At 66.6% G+C, this 18,110-nt stretch carries 18 protein-coding genes and 1 pseudogene; 3 read left to right on the forward strand and 16 right to left on the reverse strand.

All coding sequences use genetic code 11. The features are described from left to right. Window positions 1-108: 108 nt before the first annotated feature. The 16 genes from ACIRJT_RS20995 to ACIRJT_RS21070 form a co-directional block, all read right to left on the reverse strand. The gene (locus ACIRJT_RS20995; RefSeq protein WP_403911265.1) at window positions 109-954 is read right to left on the reverse strand and encodes a helix-turn-helix domain-containing protein; all 846 of its coding nucleotides are present in this window, start codon (window positions 952-954) and stop codon (window positions 109-111) included. Between the two features lie 2 nt (window positions 955-956). Beyond that, a complete protein-coding gene (locus tag ACIRJT_RS21000) occupies window positions 957-1,481 on the reverse strand; it encodes a DUF6879 family protein (protein WP_403911267.1) in 525 nt (174 codons plus the stop codon). Continuing rightward, window positions 1,441-1,695, reverse strand: a complete 255-nt coding sequence (locus tag ACIRJT_RS21005; RefSeq protein WP_403209842.1) for a hypothetical protein — start codon at window positions 1,693-1,695, stop codon at window positions 1,441-1,443. Before ACIRJT_RS21005 ends, ACIRJT_RS21000 begins: the two co-directional genes overlap by 41 nt. A 78-nt stretch (window positions 1,696-1,773) precedes the next feature. Continuing rightward, window positions 1,774-1,920 (reverse strand): hypothetical protein, encoded by a 147-nt coding sequence (locus ACIRJT_RS21010; RefSeq protein WP_403911269.1) that lies wholly within the window; start codon window positions 1,918-1,920, stop codon window positions 1,774-1,776. Window positions 1,921-2,049: 129 nt separating this feature from the next. Next, entirely contained in the window at window positions 2,050-6,468 is a 4,419-nt protein-coding gene (locus ACIRJT_RS21015) for a hypothetical protein (RefSeq protein ID WP_403911271.1), read from the reverse strand. Next, window positions 6,465-6,749, reverse strand: coding sequence for a hypothetical protein (locus ACIRJT_RS21020; RefSeq protein WP_403911272.1), 285 nt, complete (start codon window positions 6,747-6,749; stop codon window positions 6,465-6,467). Before ACIRJT_RS21020 ends, ACIRJT_RS21015 begins: the two co-directional genes overlap by 4 nt. 99 nt (window positions 6,750-6,848) lie before the next feature. Next, window positions 6,849-6,974 carry a hypothetical protein gene (locus ACIRJT_RS21025; protein ID WP_403911274.1) on the reverse strand — a complete coding sequence of 42 codons (126 nt, stop codon included), beginning with the start codon at window positions 6,972-6,974 and terminating at the stop codon, window positions 6,849-6,851. Between the two features lie 502 nt (window positions 6,975-7,476). Beyond that, on the reverse strand, window positions 7,477-7,764 hold the full coding sequence (locus tag ACIRJT_RS21030; RefSeq protein ID WP_403911276.1) for a hypothetical protein: 288 nt from the start codon (window positions 7,762-7,764) through the stop codon (window positions 7,477-7,479). Then, window positions 7,761-8,051 carry a hypothetical protein gene (locus ACIRJT_RS21035; RefSeq protein ID WP_403911277.1) on the reverse strand — a complete coding sequence of 97 codons (291 nt, stop codon included), beginning with the start codon at window positions 8,049-8,051 and terminating at the stop codon, window positions 7,761-7,763. Before ACIRJT_RS21035 ends, ACIRJT_RS21030 begins: the two co-directional genes overlap by 4 nt. 328 nt (window positions 8,052-8,379) lie before the next feature. Continuing rightward, window positions 8,380-8,622: a hypothetical protein gene (locus tag ACIRJT_RS21040; RefSeq protein ID WP_403911279.1), complete on the reverse strand. Its 243-nt coding sequence runs from the start codon at window positions 8,620-8,622 to the stop codon at window positions 8,380-8,382. A gap of 78 nt (window positions 8,623-8,700) precedes the next feature. Next, a complete protein-coding gene (locus ACIRJT_RS21045; RefSeq protein ID WP_403911281.1) occupies window positions 8,701-8,946 on the reverse strand; it encodes a hypothetical protein in 246 nt (81 codons plus the stop codon). Next, window positions 8,943-9,326 carry a hypothetical protein gene (locus tag ACIRJT_RS21050; protein WP_403911283.1) on the reverse strand — a complete coding sequence of 128 codons (384 nt, stop codon included), beginning with the start codon at window positions 9,324-9,326 and terminating at the stop codon, window positions 8,943-8,945. Before ACIRJT_RS21050 ends, ACIRJT_RS21045 begins: the two co-directional genes overlap by 4 nt. 11 nt (window positions 9,327-9,337) lie before the next feature. Continuing rightward, complete coding sequence (locus ACIRJT_RS21055) at window positions 9,338-10,219, reverse strand: hypothetical protein (protein WP_403911285.1); 882 nt, start codon at window positions 10,217-10,219, stop codon at window positions 9,338-9,340. Between the two features lie 69 nt (window positions 10,220-10,288). Next, complete coding sequence (locus ACIRJT_RS21060) at window positions 10,289-10,540, reverse strand: hypothetical protein (RefSeq protein ID WP_403911287.1); 252 nt, start codon at window positions 10,538-10,540, stop codon at window positions 10,289-10,291. A 1,030-nt stretch (window positions 10,541-11,570) separates the two neighbouring features. Continuing rightward, entirely contained in the window at window positions 11,571-12,107 is a 537-nt protein-coding gene (locus tag ACIRJT_RS21065) for a hypothetical protein (RefSeq protein ID WP_403911288.1), read from the reverse strand. Between the two features lie 389 nt (window positions 12,108-12,496). After that, window positions 12,497-13,963: a recombinase family protein gene (locus ACIRJT_RS21070; RefSeq protein ID WP_403911290.1), complete on the reverse strand. Its 1,467-nt coding sequence runs from the start codon at window positions 13,961-13,963 to the stop codon at window positions 12,497-12,499. A gap of 23 nt (window positions 13,964-13,986) precedes the next feature. Between ACIRJT_RS21070 and ACIRJT_RS21075 the strand changes: the two are divergent. The 3 genes and pseudogenes from ACIRJT_RS21075 to ACIRJT_RS21085 form a co-directional block, all read left to right on the forward strand. Beyond that, window positions 13,987-14,148, forward strand: a pseudogene (locus ACIRJT_RS21075) (thiamine-binding protein); the annotation flags it as partial. A gap of 172 nt (window positions 14,149-14,320) precedes the next feature. Continuing rightward, on the forward strand, window positions 14,321-16,129 hold the full coding sequence (locus ACIRJT_RS21080; RefSeq protein ID WP_403911291.1) for a glycosyltransferase family 2 protein: 1,809 nt from the start codon (window positions 14,321-14,323) through the stop codon (window positions 16,127-16,129). A 3-nt stretch (window positions 16,130-16,132) separates the two neighbouring features. Then, on the forward strand, window positions 16,133-18,088 hold the full coding sequence (locus ACIRJT_RS21085; protein ID WP_403911293.1) for a galactose oxidase-like domain-containing protein: 1,956 nt from the start codon (window positions 16,133-16,135) through the stop codon (window positions 18,086-18,088). Window positions 18,089-18,110 lie beyond the last annotated feature (22 nt).

Genomic DNA, 18,110 nt, shown 5'->3' on the forward strand with positions numbered 1-18,110 from the left:
CCTTGCAGGTGGTTGCTCATCGAGGCACCTCCGCTGGGGGCTGACGAGACAACGCTAGGTGTCCGGGCACCGATGGTTCTGCGAAGTTCTACGGAGTTCTACGCGACATCAGACGAGGGCGGAAATACAGGCAGCGATCACCCGGTACGCCTCGTGCCCGAAGAGGGCGGCGTTCTCCATCTCGCTGTGCGCGGCGAGGTACTGCCCAACCTCCGTCGGAGCAGTGATCGTCATTGCAGCCGTCAGCAGCTCCACATAGACGGCTTCCTCGTCGTACACCGTGAAGGTTTCCAGCGGCCACATGGCGGTCCCTGACGCCGGAATGATGCCGAGGCGTACGGAGGGCACTGTCGACAGGGTCAGGAGGCTTCCCAACTGCGCGGCCATGGTCTCCGCCGTACCGATCCTTCGACGGAGTGCGGCCTCCTCAAGGACGAAGAGGAACGTCTTACCGGGCCGGCGGAGGATCCGCGACCGGGCCACCCGCGCGTCGGCTGCCGCATGTGAGTCGTCAGGGGTGCCGTGAAACCGCGCGATGTCGTGGAGGAGGGATTGCGCGTACTCCTGTGTCTGAAGCATGCCCGGGATGACGCTGGACGAGTAGACGCGCATGTAGGTCGTTCGCTCATGGATCGGGATGCGCGACTCCTGAACGCGCTTCAGCCCGGTGCGCTGGATACGGCGCCACTCCGTGTACATCGTGTTGGCGTCGCGGGACGCAGCGATGATGTCGTCTGCCTGATCCTCCGCTCCACACGCCTGGCACCATGCCCGGATGTCCTCGTCAGAGGGAGCGCTTACGCCACCCTGGATCCGGCTTACCTTCGACTTCTGCCAGCCGGATCGTGAGGCGATGTCCTGCCCCGTCAGCCCAGCGTCGAGACGCAGCTCCCGTAATCGCGCGGCGACACGTTCTCGGGCCTCTTGAATGCGGGCTGACGGGGATACAGACACGGTTAGACCTGGAACTCCTTGTGTGGAACGGCTCGCTCCCAGACTGCCGCCACGGCATCCGCGACCTGTCCGATGATGCGGGGATCGTAGGTCATCTCGTGGCCCACCAGCCCACCGTCACCGGTGAAGAGGCCGAACTTAACTGCGTGGTCGTCGAAGATCCAGAGATCGTTTCCGGGGAGCAGGAGATCGGACGCCTGACTGCGCGGCAACCAGCGAACATCCTCACCGGCCGCAAGGTTCTGCGGGGTGATGGCGTGCTCGTACCTGACGTACTCAGTGACCGGCTCCGATACCACCCGCACGCGACGCACACTGACACCCCGGGCGACGCCGTCGGACACGAGCTGATGAAACGGTGTCCACCACGACTTCCGGTCGTTCAGGTCGTAGCCCTTGCCCGCCCGGAAGTTCGCGAAGTCCGCATCCTCCTCCGCCACGGCGTAGACGTCGCGGGTCTCCAGGTGAACCGCGGATCCATGGGTCTCAGCCAGTAGCTCCGCGAAGGTGGGCACGCTCTGCGGCATCGCACGCCTCCCTCAACACCTCGACCATGCGGAACGGCACTTCGACGACGCTTTCAGTGTCGGGGATGTGCCCCGTGGCAAGGCACTCCGTCAGCGTCTCCGCGTCGGAGTTCCACCCTTGGACCACGATCCGCTCCCGCTCATGGTCTACCCAGACCGTGGGGCAGTTCTCCCCGCCGGTGTTCGGGTCCTTCGCGATGAAATGTAACGCCATGACGTCTCCCTCGTTGAAGCAGTTGCGCAATGTTCTACGACGATGACGTGGCGTCACTCTCCCGTCAACCAGGCGGCCTCACAGGTCGAAGCCGCCCGCTCGCATCTGACGTCGGTACAGCCGCCCGTGCCACTGGGTGCAGAAGCGACGCAGCCGGCCCCGCCCTTCCTTCTGCTCCAGCGTCGCGTTGCAGTGCAGGCACTTCAGGTTCTTGGTGCTCTTCATGGGGATGCCTCTCGGAAGTCAGGGAGCCCCTGGAGCGCCCATGCCGGGCCGCTCCAGGGGTAATTGGGGGTAACGCGTCGGCCGCCCCGCCATGTCGGCAGAGCGGCCCGTGTGTGCTTCTGGTGTGCGTCAGAGGATCCGGCCAGCGTCCAGCGCCCGGCCCGTCTCTGCGTCGTAGATGTCAATGCGTTCGTCGATGACCCCTGCGACCTCCCGGCCGTCCAGGTACGTACGCGCCTCCACGTTGACGTTGAACGTGGGCGTCGCTCCGTTCGTCGGAATGGACCGCATCGACCGAGTCATGGCCATGGAGTCGCTGTTGCTGTGAACCTGTGTAGGCGTCAGAAACTGGAGCAGCTCCGGTCCCTGCTCACCCACCCACGCCATCTCGCCAATGTTGGGGTACCCGCCGCTCGCGTAACCCGCGATCTTCTTACCGATGGCGGGAGCGAACCCGTAGTGGTCCGTGAAAAGGGAGTCGTTCCACCCTCGTGCGCCCTTGCCGACCACCACGCCGTCGCCTCCGCGGCTTTCGACGTTCACGCCCGCCAGGGTTCCAGCGGTGTGGCCGACCCCGTTGTTGGTGATGCCGATTTGGAAGGGCGAGCGAAGGTTCCGCACCCAGCCGGCGGGGGCGTTGTCACCCTGGAAGGAGAACGTCGACCACAGGCGACCCCGGGGGATCTGCCCCAAGATGACCTTCTGGATGGACGACATGAAGCCCGAGCAGTCGAACGACGGATCGCCCGCTCCGCCCCACTGGTACGGCAAGCCGTCCTTGGAGCGGGCCCACATGAGCGCCTTGCCGACACTGCCCGTGGCGGACGTACCGCTGCCGTCGCCACCGAAGAGGGAGTTCTTCAGGCTCTTGAGCATGGCTACCGGGATCTTCGTGACTATCTGGCCCCACCGGGAGGACGCGAATTCACGCATCTGCTCCTTGGCCCATCCCGTTGCGGCGTTGAACACCTTGTCGGGGTTGGTGAGGAATTCAGCGGTGCCCTTGATGCCGCCCGCGATGGAGCTGCCAACGGACTTGACTCCGCCCCACAGCTTGTCGACGATTCCGCCGTCGGCAAACGCTGGCATCCCATTCGAGATCGCTCGTTGGACGGCACCAACGCCACCGGAACGCGCGGCGGCGTTCCACGTGTTGATCGGATCGTGGCCCAACGCGCGGGTCACTTCCGGTCGGAGAATGGCTTCGCCGCCACCGACGGCAATCACGCGATCGTCACGACCGGGACTATAGCCGCTCATGATTCCACCGGTGTGGAATCCCTTGAGCTTGAGCGGCTTCAGGTCATCGGCGCCCGTTATTTTGGCGACAGCGTTCCAGACCGGAACAATACCCCCATTGTAGACTGTGTCAATGACGACCTTGATCGGCTCCTTGGCGATCTCGGCGACCTTGGACCACGCCTCGTCGATGTACGAATTGGCGGTCTCGAAGGAATCGGCAACAGCCTGGATTCCATCGCGCATCCACTTGAACGCCGGCTTCAGGTGCTCCGTGTAGAGCTTCTCCGCGCCGTCGCCAATCCAGCCGAAGACGGGGCTGAGAATCTTGTTCCACAGCCACTTTCCGGCATTGGCGAGATCCTCGAAGGACTGCTTGGAGTTCTTGAAGGCGGGCTTGATCGCCTTATCGTACAGCCACTTGGCCTTTTCGCCGATCCATCCGAACACCGGGGAGAGGATGGAGTTCCACAGCCACGTTGCGTCGGAGCCGATCTCTGCGAAGGCGGGACCGATTGCCTTCTCCCAGAGCCACCCCGCGATAGCTCCCAGTGCCTTGAAGGCCAGGTACGCAGGGACGAGAAACGCCGTGATGACGCCTGTGACGAGCCACTGAGCGCCCTTGTAGAGGAAGCCGAAGACTGGGCCGACGTAGCCCCACAGCCAGACGGCAGCCTCGCCAATCGCCTTGAAGCCGGTCATCATCCCCTCGAAGGCGGGCTTGATGACGCTGTTCCACGCGAATCCGATAGCCGTCTTGATGCCATTCCACGCACCGTCGACGATGGTCCGGAAGGTCTCACTGTTCTTGTACGCCAGGACGAAGCCGGCGACAAGCAGACCGACGACGAGGACGATAGCCCGGATGATGGGGCCGATTCCTGTTGCCGCGAGAACGGTACCGAAGCCGGCCGTTGCGATCGTCGACAGAAGAATGACCGACTGGTACAGCGTCATAGCCCCGGCAAACGCGACCATGCCGATAGCGATGGCCTTCTGAGCGGCGTAGATGCCCCACAATCCGACGACCAGTTCCGGCGTATTCGTCGCGATCCAGGAAACGGCTGTGAAGACGGGCCCAATTACCGCCATGACGCTCGTCGACAACGGGGAGATCGCCTTCGAAACGTCGAACGCTGCCTTGAGAACGTCACCGAGGAATTCGCCAACGCCCGGTGCGGTTTCCTTGACATAGTCCAGGAAGCGTTCGAACTCCGGTGAACCCTTGAGTGACGTCCCCCACTTCGCAAACCGCGCCGTGATGCCGTCAGAACGCTTGGCGATGCCGTCCATCTTCGGGAGGAACGCGTCGACAACGCCCGCAGCCCCCTTGATGACGTTGCCGATCGTCGTTCCCAGTCCGACGATCGCAGGTTCCGCGGCCTCCGCGATGCCCTTTTTGAACTCCGTCCAGAAGGGCGTCTTGAGTTCGGCTGACGCCTTGTCTTGGAGAGTGCTGATGCCGTCAGCGGCTCCGAGGACAAGAGGCGTTAGACCGGGCAGCGCATTCTTCGCCCCGTTCACCATGCGCGTGAAGATCGGGAGGACTTCTGGCTGAAGGCTCAGGCTCCAGTCGTCGAATGCTTTCTTCAGCCCGGACGGACCGGCGATGCTCTCGAAAAGGTCACGCTGCGGGCCGGTCAGCTTGGCGAGCGCCTCCCGATATTCATCGGCCTTGGTCCTCGCCGTGGCGACGCTGGCCGTCGACGAGAGGCGAGCGGAGGCTAGTGCGCGCTCTGCGTTGGCTACCGACTCTGCGGCCGACACCTGCGCTTCCGCGGCGGCTCGGGAGGCGTCGGCTACCCGATCCTGCGCGTCGGCTACAGCTCGTGCTCCGTCCACGGCTGCGCGGGTCTGGGCTTCCTGTGCGTCCCGCAGGGCGTCCGTCGCGTCGCCTACGCCCTTCTGCGTGGCGCTGAGTCGCTCCTGTGCCGCCTTGACGGCCTCGCTGCCTTCGACGCCTGCCTTCTTCTGTGCCTTCGCGGACTTCTGGAGTTCCTCGAAGTCGTCCTTCTGCTGCTGTGCGTTCCGGACGGCTTGGTCGTAGGCAAGCTGCGACTGCTCGCGCTGCAAGGTGGTCGCCTTGGGGTCCGCCAGGGTGGCGGCAAGGTCTTCCTGCGCAGCCTTCACACGAAGTGCGGCGTCGCGTTGTGCCAGCCCTCCATCGGTCAAGCGGTCATTCAGGTCTTCGAGCTGCTGCGCTGCCGTCTTACGGGCCTGCGTCAACTCGTCCTCCGCCTGACGCGCGGTGCGCTTGGCGTCGGTGAGGCTGGTCTCCGCCCGACGCACGTTGTCGGCTGCGGACTTCCGCTGATCGGCTGCGCGAACGGCAGCGTCGGCGACGGCTCGTTCGGCTACCTCGATCTGCCGGTTTGCCTGCTCGATGCTGCGCGCTGCGTTGCGGTGGGCGGCGCTCAGAGTTGCTTGGGCACCGGCTAGCTGGAGCGCCTTCGAGGCGGCCTGTCCGGCGATCTGAGCACTGTTGTCCGTCGCGTTGGCAGATTCCTGCTCTGCGGCAGTCTTGGCCGTCAGCGCCTCGCCCACGCCCTTGATGGCGGGAACAGCGGCCAGGGCGAGAGCACCGACTCCGGCACCGGCTGCCACGGCCATGCTGGCAACTGCTCCCAGCCCAGCAGCGAGTACCGGGCCGACGGGGATTGCCACGAGAGCAGCGGCCTGGATGCCGAGAGACATCAGGGCCGACGTCGCGCGGCTCGTGTCGACGTCGACGGGGACCTTGATCTCACGTCGCCCGATGGCGTCCATGTCGGCTCGCATTGCTGCGAGAGCGGCACGCGCGGCAGCCGTGTCAGCCTGCACACGGATGTTGGGGTGCTGGGCTCCGAGCCGCTCTAGCTGACGCTCGATGCGCTCGATCTCCGCGCGGGCTGCGGATGCCGTGACGTCGATGCCGATGCGGCGGTTGCTGAGCTGCTCCAACTTCGCCCGCAGGCGGGCTAGTTCGGCGTCCGCACCGGTCGCCGTGATTCTCACGTCAAGGTGAGGCATCGAGCGGAACGCCGCCTGAAGGTGACGCCGCATGGAACCGGCGAAGGCACCCGCGTTCTGGTCACCCTGACGTCGCGAGGCAGCCTGAGCAGCCTGGCCGGCTTGGTTGACCGCTGACGGAATGTTGATCGTCAGGTTCTGGGAGAGGGAGCGGCTCATCGCCCGCCCCATCCGCTCGCCCGCCTCACTGCCGACACGGTCCGCGATGGGCAGGACGAGCGTCTTCAGCTTGGCGTGGAACTGCGGGATCACCGGGACGACGTCGACCGCTGCTCCTCCAACGATGTCCAGGTCGGTCACAGCAGATCACCGCCGCTCGTGATCTGGAAGTCCAGCAGCCGGTCGATGTCGGTGGGGTCCTGTCGGGCGTTCAGCATCCGCCCGACTTCCCGGAGGTTGGCGACCATGGCCAGGGTTCGCGGGGTCTGCTCCATCGCCTCCAGACCCCTGCGGAGCCACTCGAAGTCGCGGCAGGCTTCACCGCACATCGAGGCTGGCAAGGGCATGTCGTCGATGAGGACTAGCTCCACCTGGAAGCGGCAGCCGTCTCGTTCGCAGATGTGGTCTCGGGGGTTGCTCATGGGCCCTCCGGAGGGCATGAAAAAAGGCCCTCGGAGCGTCCTCCGGGGCCTGCGAATGGGGTCTATGCGGTTGTGGTGCTGCGGGGTCGTTCCAGGCCGTCAGGCGGCCTTACGGCTGTCGTGGAGGAGCACCTCCAGGACAGCTTGGGAGGGGTCCGTACGGGCGTCCAGGAGAGCGGCCAGGCGGAGGAGTTCGTTCGCCTCGTCGCCGTTCTGCTCGTGCACTGCCCGACGAGCGCGCGCCTCCCAGACCACACACTCCCTTGAGCACGAGGTGCTCAGGCGGGTTCCTCCTCCGGGCTTCGGATACCGGGCGCGGGGCAGGGTGCAGCCGGGCCGGCGACACGTGGTGCGGGTGGGCTGTCTCATGGTTCCTCCAGGGCATGACGAAGGGCCCCGACGCTGTGCGCGAGGGGCTCCGTTACGGTTCTAGGCTTCTGACCTGCGGTTTTAGGGAGTATCAGGGCCCGATGTCACACTTTCTAGGCCGTTTTCGAGCCTCCGGGGCCCGTTTTGGGGCCTCGCGATCCTTCGCGTCGGACGGCTGGGAGGCGCTCAAAATCGCGCTCAGAGCCCCAGGAGGCCCAAAACGGCTCCAGAGGCCCTTTAGGGCTAACCGGTTGCCATTTTGGGAGTACCAGCACTCCTTCGGTCTTCGAGGTGCCTCAAAGGGGGTTACCCGGGTGGGGTAGCGGCGACGTCGTCGCAGGTCAGATGGGGTGCAGCCTCACGCGACCGCTGACCGGCTCTCTCCCGCTACGCCACGGGCGACGCAGCCGAACGCCTGCACCAGCGTGAGCCCGCGCTCGTCGGCCCACGCCTGCCGCGCTCGTCGCCAGCGGTTCCACGCGACGACGTCGCGCTGTCCGTCGGTGAGAGCGTGATCGTCAGCGGTGATCCACTCGTCTATGTAGCACTGCATGAGGACCGCAGGCACGACGGACGAGGAGCCTCGTCCCTGCTCCGCCGATGCCTGCGCCCTACGTGCTAGCTGTGCTGCCTTGCGTGCGCTCACGCTGTGAGCCGAGTGCGACGAGCGTCGATGTCCAGGCTGTGCGCCGTCGGCACGGTGTGCAGCTCGCCCATGCCGTCGCTCTCACGCTCCAGTGCCCAGCCCAGCGTTTTGAGCCCTGCGGGTGACAGGCCAAGGTGGTCTGCGTAGTAGCGCGCTTCTGCTGCCAGGCCAGCCGTCACCTTGCCGGTGAAGGCGTCGCACGTAATGCGCACGTACATCGCGACGATGGGGACGAACGAGTCATCCCACATCGTCGCCTGCCCCGACGCCCACAGCTCCGTCCACATGGCGCGCTCGTGCTCCGTCCACTCACGCCCTGTTGGCATGTCCGGGGCGGGAAGGTCGCACCCTGCGAGGGGGAGCACGACAGGGCCTGTCGCTCGCCGTGCTCCCTTCCCGCGGTACTCACGGCTGCCAGGGTTGGAGAGGTCTCGTCGTGGTCCAGGGGCAACCATCGGGGCCCCTCCTTCCGTTGTCGGGTCAGTCGTCCGGCGCCAGCCTCTTGACGCCAAGTCAGCGATATGAGAAGGTGCTTTCGCACCGGGAGCTTTGACCCGGACGCCACCACGGGCGTGGACCCACGTGGACGCCTTCACGCAGAAGGCAAGCTTGCAGTCATCCGACCGCAACGGAGTGTGCCCTTTTCAGGGCCTCCGCCGCGAAGGTGAAGGGTCCACCATCATGTCCGTGTCTCTTGTTGATTTCCTTGCCGCTTCCCCGTACGCCTTTGCTGCGGCTCTCGCGGCCGTTGTTCTCGTCGTCGGCGTTCTCTGCCTGACGTTCCTTCGTGCCGTTCGCATCAGCCTTGAAGGCGTCAAGGGTGCCGACCGCCCGGCCGTCATCGCGGAGGTTGGCCACGCCCTGAAGGCGTTCGTCTTCTGGCGCAGGAGGTAGTACCAGCGCCCCCGCAACGCTCAGTTGCGGGGGCAAGCTTGTTCAGCCCTGACCGATGGCCGCAATGGCATCGAGACGGACCGTGTAAGCCTTCGTCGAGACCGTCACGGTGAGCACGGTCGGGTAGTACTGGGTGTACTGCGGACCGTCGGCCATGGCGTACGAGAGCGTGCCCGTCAGGGCCTTGCCGCTCATCAGCTCCACCACCACGGCTGTGCCGTTCAGCTCGATGGCGCGGTTCTTCATGGCCTGCGCGTACTCGTCGAAAACAGTCGTAGTGGTGCTCATCGGCGGTGCTCCGTGGTGTAGGTGTTCTCCTGGAACGGGTTGGTTACCCGTCCGGTGTTCACGCGCTGGGGGACAGGCGGACGGTTGCCGTCCTCGTCCAGGCCGTGCTTCCTGCGGTAGGCCGCTGCGCCGCCCGCGACGGTTCCAGCGGTGCCCTGGACGTCAGGGCCACGGTCTCCGCCCGCACGGGGCGCCGGGGGCGCGAGCGTCGACGGGGTGAACTCCGCGGCAAGGGTGGCAGCGTCAGCGGTGAGAGCCGCCTCGTCGGTGCCGATGAGCCGCGCGGACTGCGCGGGGGTGAGTCCAGCCGTCAGGCCGGCTCGGAGCTTGGCCAGCTCCAGGGCGTCGCCCTCCAGGGGCGTAGGGGTCTCTTCAGACATGTTGGAGCCTCTCAGTTGATGTTGAGCACGATGTCCGCCGGAGCGGGCTTACGCCTGTGGACCGGGCGGGGCTTGGGGGTCGGCGCAGGCGGGTTGGGGACGACCTTCGGGGACAGGTCGATGACCGGGGGCGCGTCGGCAACGCTGTGCCGGGCCTCGTACGCGTCCTGCGCGGCGAGGATGTCCTCCACGCTCTCCGGTACGTAGGCCGTGCCGATCTGCGCGAGCCAGACGAGGTGATCAAGCGTGTACCGCTGATTCTGCATGGCGGTGAACTGCCCGCGCGGAGTGTCATCGTTGACGCCTTGGACGTCTCCGAAGCCGCTCTCCTTGGCTCGCTGGTACGGGCTGTTGGGCCCGGTGAGCTGTCCTAGCCGAAGCGTGTCCCACTGGCCGCTACGGATGTCGCGGAGCGTCGGCAGGAGCGCCCGGAGAGCTGTGTACGCCTCCGCTGTCTTCCCGCCCGCCGTCAGCGCCTCGTCGGCAGTGCGAACGCTCCCGAGCGCCTCCGTGTGCTTCCCGGCCTCTTTCAGGAGGGCCGCGAGCTGCGTACCCAGAGCCGCGAGGATCTCCGGGGCGTTCGCCTCCCGCAGGCCCTCCAGCGTCTGTGTGTGGATGCTGCCGGCGTACAGCGAGCCGACCGCGGAACGGAGGGCGTGGGCGCCGACGGACGCCGTGTACGCCTCGGTTGCCCGCTTCTCCACGTCAGCCGGCATGACACCGATACGGAGGTACTCCTCCAGCGCCTCGTTCACGATCTTCTGTGCTGCGATCTCCGGTGCGTCGGCCGTCGGAACGGTGCGATGGAGTTCACCGATGCGCTTCTTACGCTCGTGGTGCTCCACGAGTTCGGGAATGGCGGCGTAGGCCGCTTCCAGTGCGGGGTTGGGCATGTTGGCCTCTCTAGAAATGACTCAGCCCCCACCGGTAGTCGGCAGGGGCTCGGGGGTCTGTGGGGCCGCTCAGGCGACGTCGTACAAGCCGGTCGCCTCGAAGATCGCCGTTCGCTGCGCCCTCCGGTCGCGGAAGCGAGCAAGGACGGCAACCGAGTTCGCCTCGTAACGGGCTTTGGCCTCGTCGCACGCGCACGCGCGACACTGCTTCTTCAGCCCTGACGCGTTGTTCGCGTCTCGGTGGAAGTGTTCAGTCGTCAGCGGGAGCACCTCCCCGCAGGTGCGGCAAGCGCCCTTGGGGCGGCTGGGTACGTCACTCATCACGGGGTCTCCGTCCTTCTCGCTATCGGGATATCTCGCTATGTCGGCCACGAAAAAAGCCGCCCCGGAGGACGGCTGAAGTTTGACGACCCCAGCGGGAGCACGTCAGCGAGAGGAGGAGAGGCAACTCCCGTCGATGGCTCAACCGCTGGGGTCGATGCGTCCGCACCCGCAGGAGGGAGCGGGGGACGCAGCTTGCACGGAGGCGGCCAAGCCAAGAGCTTGGGGCCGGCCTCCGCAGTTCGTGGGGTCGCCACTCTGTGTGACGGCGGCTTGGAGGCCGCGCAAGGCTGCCCCTCTACCCTGTTATGTGGTGGGTGTTACACCTTCTCAATAAGGTAATGGGGCGGGACCTGGCCTTTTGTCAGACAGGCCCCAAATTGCTTTGTCAACTCTTTGCCAAATGTCTCACAGTGTGAGATTCGAGCCGACTTTGCGGCCCACTCCGCCCCCACGTCGGCCCGTCGACTAGCGGATGGCGCGCGGCCCCGTGTGGGCCAAAGCCACAGGAGGCCGCTGGAGGGCCTTTCGCAAGGTCGGTGGCTCCAGGTGCCGGAGCGTGGCCTCGCGTCCGCGAGAGGGGCACTCAGGGCTCTCTCGCCCGATCCTCGTCGATCGGCCTCCACCACCCTCGTCAGTCGACGTCGAGCAGGGCCTCCGACGCCCGCCGGGACAGTTTGGCCAAACTGGTCAAATTAAACGGTATTTTCCTTTCTCTCTAACGCGCGTTAAGGGAAAAGGAAAATGACAGTTAGTTTGACCAGATTGGCCAGACTGACCGCACCTTGGTGGCGGAGCGTAGCGATGGGGCGAGAAAGGTAACTCTCCGGAGGCAAGGTCAAGCTGGACCCCCATTTCAGGCGGGGGTGGCGGTGTGAGAGTTACCAGCCAGTAATGCCGAAGTTTGTCCAGAGCGGAGTTTCGCGCTCCGGATGGGGCGGCGCGGGACGTCGACGAGGGGGCGGCCCCGGACGCGACGAAGCCCCGCTTCTCCCTCCGGAGGCGGGGTGATCGTCACACAGGGTGAGCGTCAGGCGGCGATACCGAGGAGGATCATCGCGTCGGGCTCGTCGACGTCCTCCGCACCGTTCCAGGGCGACGGGTGGAGCGCCTTCGTGATCTTGGCGCAGCCCGCACAGAACGGCACCCACACGCCGTCGACGTAGACAGGCTCGGTCGCCTCGTCGGTCGTGAAGCACTGAGCGCAGCCCGACGTCTCTCCCGCGCAGTCACGGCAGAGCACGGCTCCGTCCTCGTCGCGCACGGTCGCGATCGTCTGCGTCTGGTCGCACCCCTCGCACGAGTCGTGCTCGCGGAGGCCCTGCGGGAAGATCACGGGCACGTCGTGCAGCTCCGCCAGCGCCTCCATGATCATCGACGTCCCCACCTTCGACGCGGGGTCGGCCAGCGACGGGCCTTCGACGACGAGAGCGGCGTAGCGGCTGACGTCGGTGGAGTCGTCGGCGACGGCGACGTTGACGCCGTACTGGTCGCATACGTCAAAGCCGAAGGCGATCAGGTCGTCGTGGTTGGCGCTGCCGGTGACGAGGAAGGCGTTCGCGTACATTGGGTGACTCCTTCAGGGGAATTCACAGGCCCGCTCTCCGCCAAGATGCGCGGGCCTGTGGTGTGCTCCCGGCCTGTTCCCGGGTGGTTGACCACCCCTGAAGAGTGGCACACGGTTGCGGGGTGGTCAACCACCCTGGCAAGGTGTCCTCATGGCCAACATGCATAAGCACCCTGTCCGCGGTCTGCGAGGCATCGACGACGCTCTGTGGACTGCGTTCGACCACGCCACGAAGGCGGCCGGCAGCGACCGTTCAGCGACGCTCAAGGCGTATATGGAGTGGTTCGTCAGGCGCGAGGGAGCGGCTCCTCCGGAACGTCCTCCAGCGCAGTGAGCAGCACAGAGCCCCGCCGGATTCGTCCGACGGGGCTCTGGCGTTGCTAGCGCGGCTATACGGCTTGCTCTGCGGCGTCCTCCGCAGCGTCCTGCTCCGGGTCGTCGCGCACCCAGTCGATGTCCAGGCGGTCAGCCCGCGCCTTCGGGTGGAGCACCACGCGCAGTCCCATTGAGCGGAGCAGCCTCGTCTTTCCTGCCTCGTCTGAGGCCGCCCATGCGTCGCTCATGGTCCGTCCGGTGGGAGTCTCCACCTCCCGTACCTCCGGGTCATGAGCGGCCAGAAGGGCGGCGTAGGCGGCTTCGAGGTTGGCGCTCATCTCTTCATACGTCGACAGCATCAGAGGCCCGGCCGTAGCCATTTGCGCGCCGATGCGCGCGGCCTGTTCTTGTGCCTCGATCATCTCGGCGGAGAGGTCGTTTCCGCCCTCAAGGTGTATGTCGACCTCTGCGAAGCGTCCGTAGACCTTGAGGAACTCCTCCTTGACCCTGTTGTTCAAGGTCTCCTGATAGATGGTGACGTGGCCGGCCTTGCAGCGGTAGAGGGGGACACCCTTGTCACTGGTCCCGCCGTTCAGTCGGCCCGCGCACCGGTAGCACGAGGACATCTCGGCACACCGGGGCGTCGCCTGCCGTGGCGCGCGGTCGGCACCCGTGGCAAGGTCTAGCATCCGTCGACGCACGGTGAGCAGTTCAGCGGCGCTGATGACCGGCTCCGCGAACTGGACAGGCGTGACGCCGTCGGCCGCCAGGACCAGGGTGCCCTTGTGGTTGCGTTGCCCTCGCAGCGTGGGCGACTTCAGGATCCGACGCCACTGTGGCTCGCTCAGTCCGACGGTCCGGGCAGAACTGGCCACCGTTCCGTCGGCGATCAGCTCTTGGATTCCCGCCCTGGCCCGGTCCACTAGTGGGGGATCGGGCTCCAGGTATGCAGCTCCATCCCGTCGGACGACTCGGTACGGGAATGGTGCCCGTCCGGATCCCCACCGACCCTGCGCACGTCGGGTGGTGTGTCCGTCCACGATCCGGCCCCGGATTAGGTCCCTCTCCCACTCGGCCAGTGCTGCTAGCACGACAGCGACCATGCGTCCCGTCGGGGTGCTCGTGTTGATCGTGTTGTCCGTTGTTGCGACGCGAACGGCGTGCGCCTCGCCCCATGCCGTCAGGCGTAGGAACTCGGAGACGCTTCGGGCGTACCGATCCAGCCTCCAACCGATCATCATCCGTCGGATGACTCCCGCGCGGTCCAGTCTCCGGGACTGTTCCACGTCACGCATGAGGCGTTTCATGTCCTTGCGCAGCTCCAGGGGGCGAGCGCCCGACACGCCTGCGTCGACGTACTCCCGCACTTCGACTTGGTCTCTCGTCACGCCCAGCTCAGCTAGCCAGCGCTGGAACTCGGATCCCTCCATCCATGCCTGATAGGCGGATCGCTGGGTGTCGATGCTTGCTGATCCGTCGGTGTCCCTGCTGAGCCGCAGGTACGCGTAAAGGATTACCTTGATAAGCGTTGCCGATGCCATGTACTCGAAGCTACCCGTGATCGGGGGAGTGGGACGAGGTCATGGACGTCGTCAAGCGCGCCGTGGCCGCGGTCGAGGCCCGCGCCGGCCGCGTCTCCCTGGTACTGAAGGCCGACATCCGGCCCGGCGTCACCGACGGCCTGACCTCCAAGGTCGAGACCGTGGAGCGCCACCTCGCCACCTGACGCACCGTCCGTACGGCACGTCCCTCGTTCACCCGAAAAGCCCCCGGCGCCACACGGTCGGGGGCTTTTCCGGCTCCGGATCAAAAACCGCTCACTCGGACCCGCCGAGTCGACACGCCGTTAGCCGTCCCCTTCTGTGGGGATATCAACCCGTTCGACAGTGGGAGGCACGGTGCGGTCGGAGGGCTACGACTACGACACCTACAGCCGGCTCGCGGGTCCGCTCACGGAGCCGGAGCCGACGGGGTACCGGGTGCGGTACAGGAGCCTGCTCTCGACGGAGAAGCACCGAATAAGAGCCGTCCTGCTGATGACCCTCGCCCCGGTGCTCACGGGCGTCCTGCTGCTCTACCTGGTCTGGCCCACGCACTGGACCGAGCGGGAGAACGGGGAGCGCTGGCTGGTCGTCGCCGACACCGTGATGCTGGTGTCGATCGCGCTGATCGAGCTGTTCATGCTGGTCAACGTGGTCTCCATCGCGCACGCCACGCTCGTCGCGCGGGACCCGGTCCCGGTGACGCCCGAGCCCGGCACCAAGGTCGCCTTTCTGACCACGTACGTCCCCGGCAAGGAACCGCTCTCCATGGTCCGCGCCACCCTCAAGGGCGCCGTACGCCTGAGGCACCCCGGCCCGCTGGACGTCTGGCTGCTCGACGAGGGCGACGACCCCGGGGCCCGGATGCTCTGCGCCGAACTGGGCGTCCACCACTTCACCCGGCGCGGGGTCCCCGAGTGGAACCGTGACAAGGGCGTCCACAAGGCGAGGACGAAGCACGGCAACTACAACGCCTGGATCGCCCTGCACGGCGGCGACTACGACTTCTTCGCCTCCGTCGACACCGACCACGTGCCCATGCCCAACTTCCTGGAGCGGATGATGGGCTACTTCCGCGACCCGGACGTCGCCTTCGTCGTCGGACCGCAGGTCTACGGGAACTACGACTCGGCCGTCACCAAGGCCGCCGAGTCGCAGCAGTTCCTCTTCCACGCCCTGATCCAGCGCGCGGGCAACCGCTACGGCGCCCCGATGTTCGTCGGCACCAACAACGTCGTGCGCATCGCCGCGCTGCGGCAGGTCGGCGGCCTGTACGACTCGATCACCGAGGACATGGCCACCGGCTTCGAGATCCACCGCCGCCGCAACCCGCGCACCGGGCACCACTGGCGTTCCGTCTACACGCCCGACGTGCTGGCCGTGGGCGAGGGTCCCGCCTCCTGGACGGACTTCTTCACCCAGCAGCTGCGCTGGTCCAGGGGAACGTACGAGACGCTGTTCAAGCAGTACGGCAAGGCGCTGTTCCGGGTGCCGCCCGGCCGGCTCCTCAGCTACACGCTGATGCTCGTCTACTACCCGATGACCGCGGTCAACTGGCTGCTCGGCGTGGGCAGCTGCGTGCTCTTCCTCTGGTTCGGGGCGTCCGGCACCCAGGTCGCCGCCTCCATCTGGCTGATGCTCTACAGCGACGCCGCCGCCCTCCAGATCGGGCTCTACCTCTGGAACCGGCGGCACAACGTCTCCCCGCACGAGCCCGAGGGCTCCGGCGGCCTCGCCGGCATGGCCATGTCCGCGCTCTCCGCCCCGATCTACCTGAAGTCGCTGGGCTCGGCCGTGCTGCGCACCGACGGCCGGTTCGTCGTCACGCCCAAGGGCGGCCAGACCTCCCCGGACCGGCTGCTCACCTTCCGTATCCACCTGTGCTGGGCGGCGGTCCTGCTCTCCTCGCTCGCCGCGTCCGTGTATCTGGACCACACCCACGTGGCGATGCGGACCTGGGCGATGCTGGGGCTGGCGATATCCCTCTCCCCGGTCGCCGTATGGGCCTGGACCGTCCGGCAGGACAAGCGCGCCGAGGCGGCGCGCACCGTCCCCGTCCCGGCGCCCCCGCCGCTCGAACCGGCCTACGTCGCGGGCCCGCCCCCTTCGGCGACCACCGCGGCGAGCGCCGGCACCACCGCCACCACCGCCGCAGGAGGGAACTGACCCATGGCCTACCGGCCCTCGAAGCAGATGAGGAAGACGCTCCTGGGAGGCGGCGCGGTGGTGCTGCTCGCCGGGCTGAACGCTCCCGCGGCCCTGTCGTTCGCCGAGGACAGGTACCACGCGTACAAGATCGACCAGCCGGAGTACAAGGCGGAGTACGGCTCCTGGGAGCGCGTGGACATCCCGAAGGAGTACCGGACCAACGCGATCCACGCGGCGCTCCTGCACACCGGGAAGGTGCTGATCGTCGCGGGCTCCGGCAACGACGAGGCGCACTTCGACGAGGGCACCTTCGACACCGTGCTCTGGGACCCGGCCGAGAACACCTTCCAGAAGATCCCCACCCCCGAGGACTTCTTCTGCGGCGGCCACGCCCAGCTCCCCGACGGCCGCCTCCTGATCGCGGGCGGCACCGCCCGCTACGAGGTGCTCGACGACAAGGTGAAGCGGGCCGGCGGCGGTATGCGGGTCAAGAACGAGAACCCGGACAAGCCGCTGAAGCTCAAGAAGGGCACGGTCTTCCGCTCGCCCTCCGGCGTCGAGTACGTGGCCAAGTTCGACGTCACCGTCCCCAAGGCCAAGCGCGAGTTCGAGGTCGACTACTTCGAGAGCGGCCAGATGAAGCCGTGGAAGACCAAGGTGACCGCCTCCGAGCAGCGGGTCTTCGTCGAGGCGGTGGGCGAAGGACCCGACGCGGTGGCGACGGACGCCGCCCAGTACGAGATCGTCGGGCTGAAGGGCAAGGCCGCCGAGAACTCCTACGGCCTCGCCGAGAAGATCACCATGGACAAGCAGGACTTCCAGGGGATCCGCGCCGCCTACGAGTTCGACCCGACGGCGGAGAAGTACATCAAGGTCGACCCGATGAAGGAGGCCCGCTGGTATCCGACGCTGGTCGGTCTGGAGGACGGCCGGGTGCTCTCCGTCTCCGGCCTCGACGACGTCGGCGCGATCCTCCCGGGCGACAACGAGGTCTACGACCCGAAGACGAAGAAGTGGTCCAAGGGCCCCTTCCACTACTTCCCGACCTACCCGGCGCTCTTCCTGACCAAGGGCGGCAAGCTCTTCTACCCGGGAGCCAACGCCGGCTACGGCCCGGCGGACAAGGGGCGCGAGCCGGGGATCTGGGACATCGAGAAGAACACCTTCACCAAGGTGCCCGGACTGACCGACACCGACCAGCTGGAGACGGCGGCCTCGCTGCTGCTGCCGCCCGTGCAGGACCAGAAGGTGATGGTGCTCGGCGGCGGAGGGGTCGGCGAGTCCAAGAAGTCCACCGCCCGCACGGCGGTCATCGACCTCAAGCAGGCGAGCCCGGCCTTCGAGCGGGGCCCCGACCTGCCGCAGGGCACGCGCTACCTGAACAGCGTGATCATGCCCGACGACACCGTCTTCACCAGCGGCGGATCCAAGGACTACCGGGGCCGTGGGGCGAGCAACATCCTGAAGGCGCAGACCTACGACCCGAAGACCAACACCTTCAAGGAGGCGGCCGAGCCGACGGTGGGGCGCAACTACCACTCCGAGGCACTGCTGCTGCCCGACGGGCGGGTGGCGACCTTCGGTTCCGACTCGCTCTACGGCGACAAGGACAACACCAAGCTAGGCAAGTTCGAGCAGCGGATGGAGGTCTACACCCCGCCCGCCCTGCACCGCGGCGAGGACGAGCGCCCGGTGATCGGCAACGGCCCCGAGAGCGCCGAGCGCGGCGCGGCGCTCACGTACGAGAGCGCCGACGCGGACCGGATCGCCACGGCCCGGCTGATGCGGCCGAGCGCCGTCACCCACACCACCGACGTGGAGCAGCGCTCCATCGAACTGGGCCTGAAGAAGGGCGAGGGCAAGGTGAGCGTGACCGTGCCGGACGATCCCACGCTGGTGCCGCCCGGTTGGTACATGCTCTTCGTCACCGACACCGACGACGTACCCTCCGAGGCGAAGTGGGTCAAGGTCGGCTGACTCCCGGGGCGCGCCGCGACCG

This window comes from Streptomyces sp. NPDC102283 (assembly GCF_044766265.1).
Classification (GTDB): Bacteria; Actinomycetota; Actinomycetes; order Streptomycetales; family Streptomycetaceae; genus Streptomyces.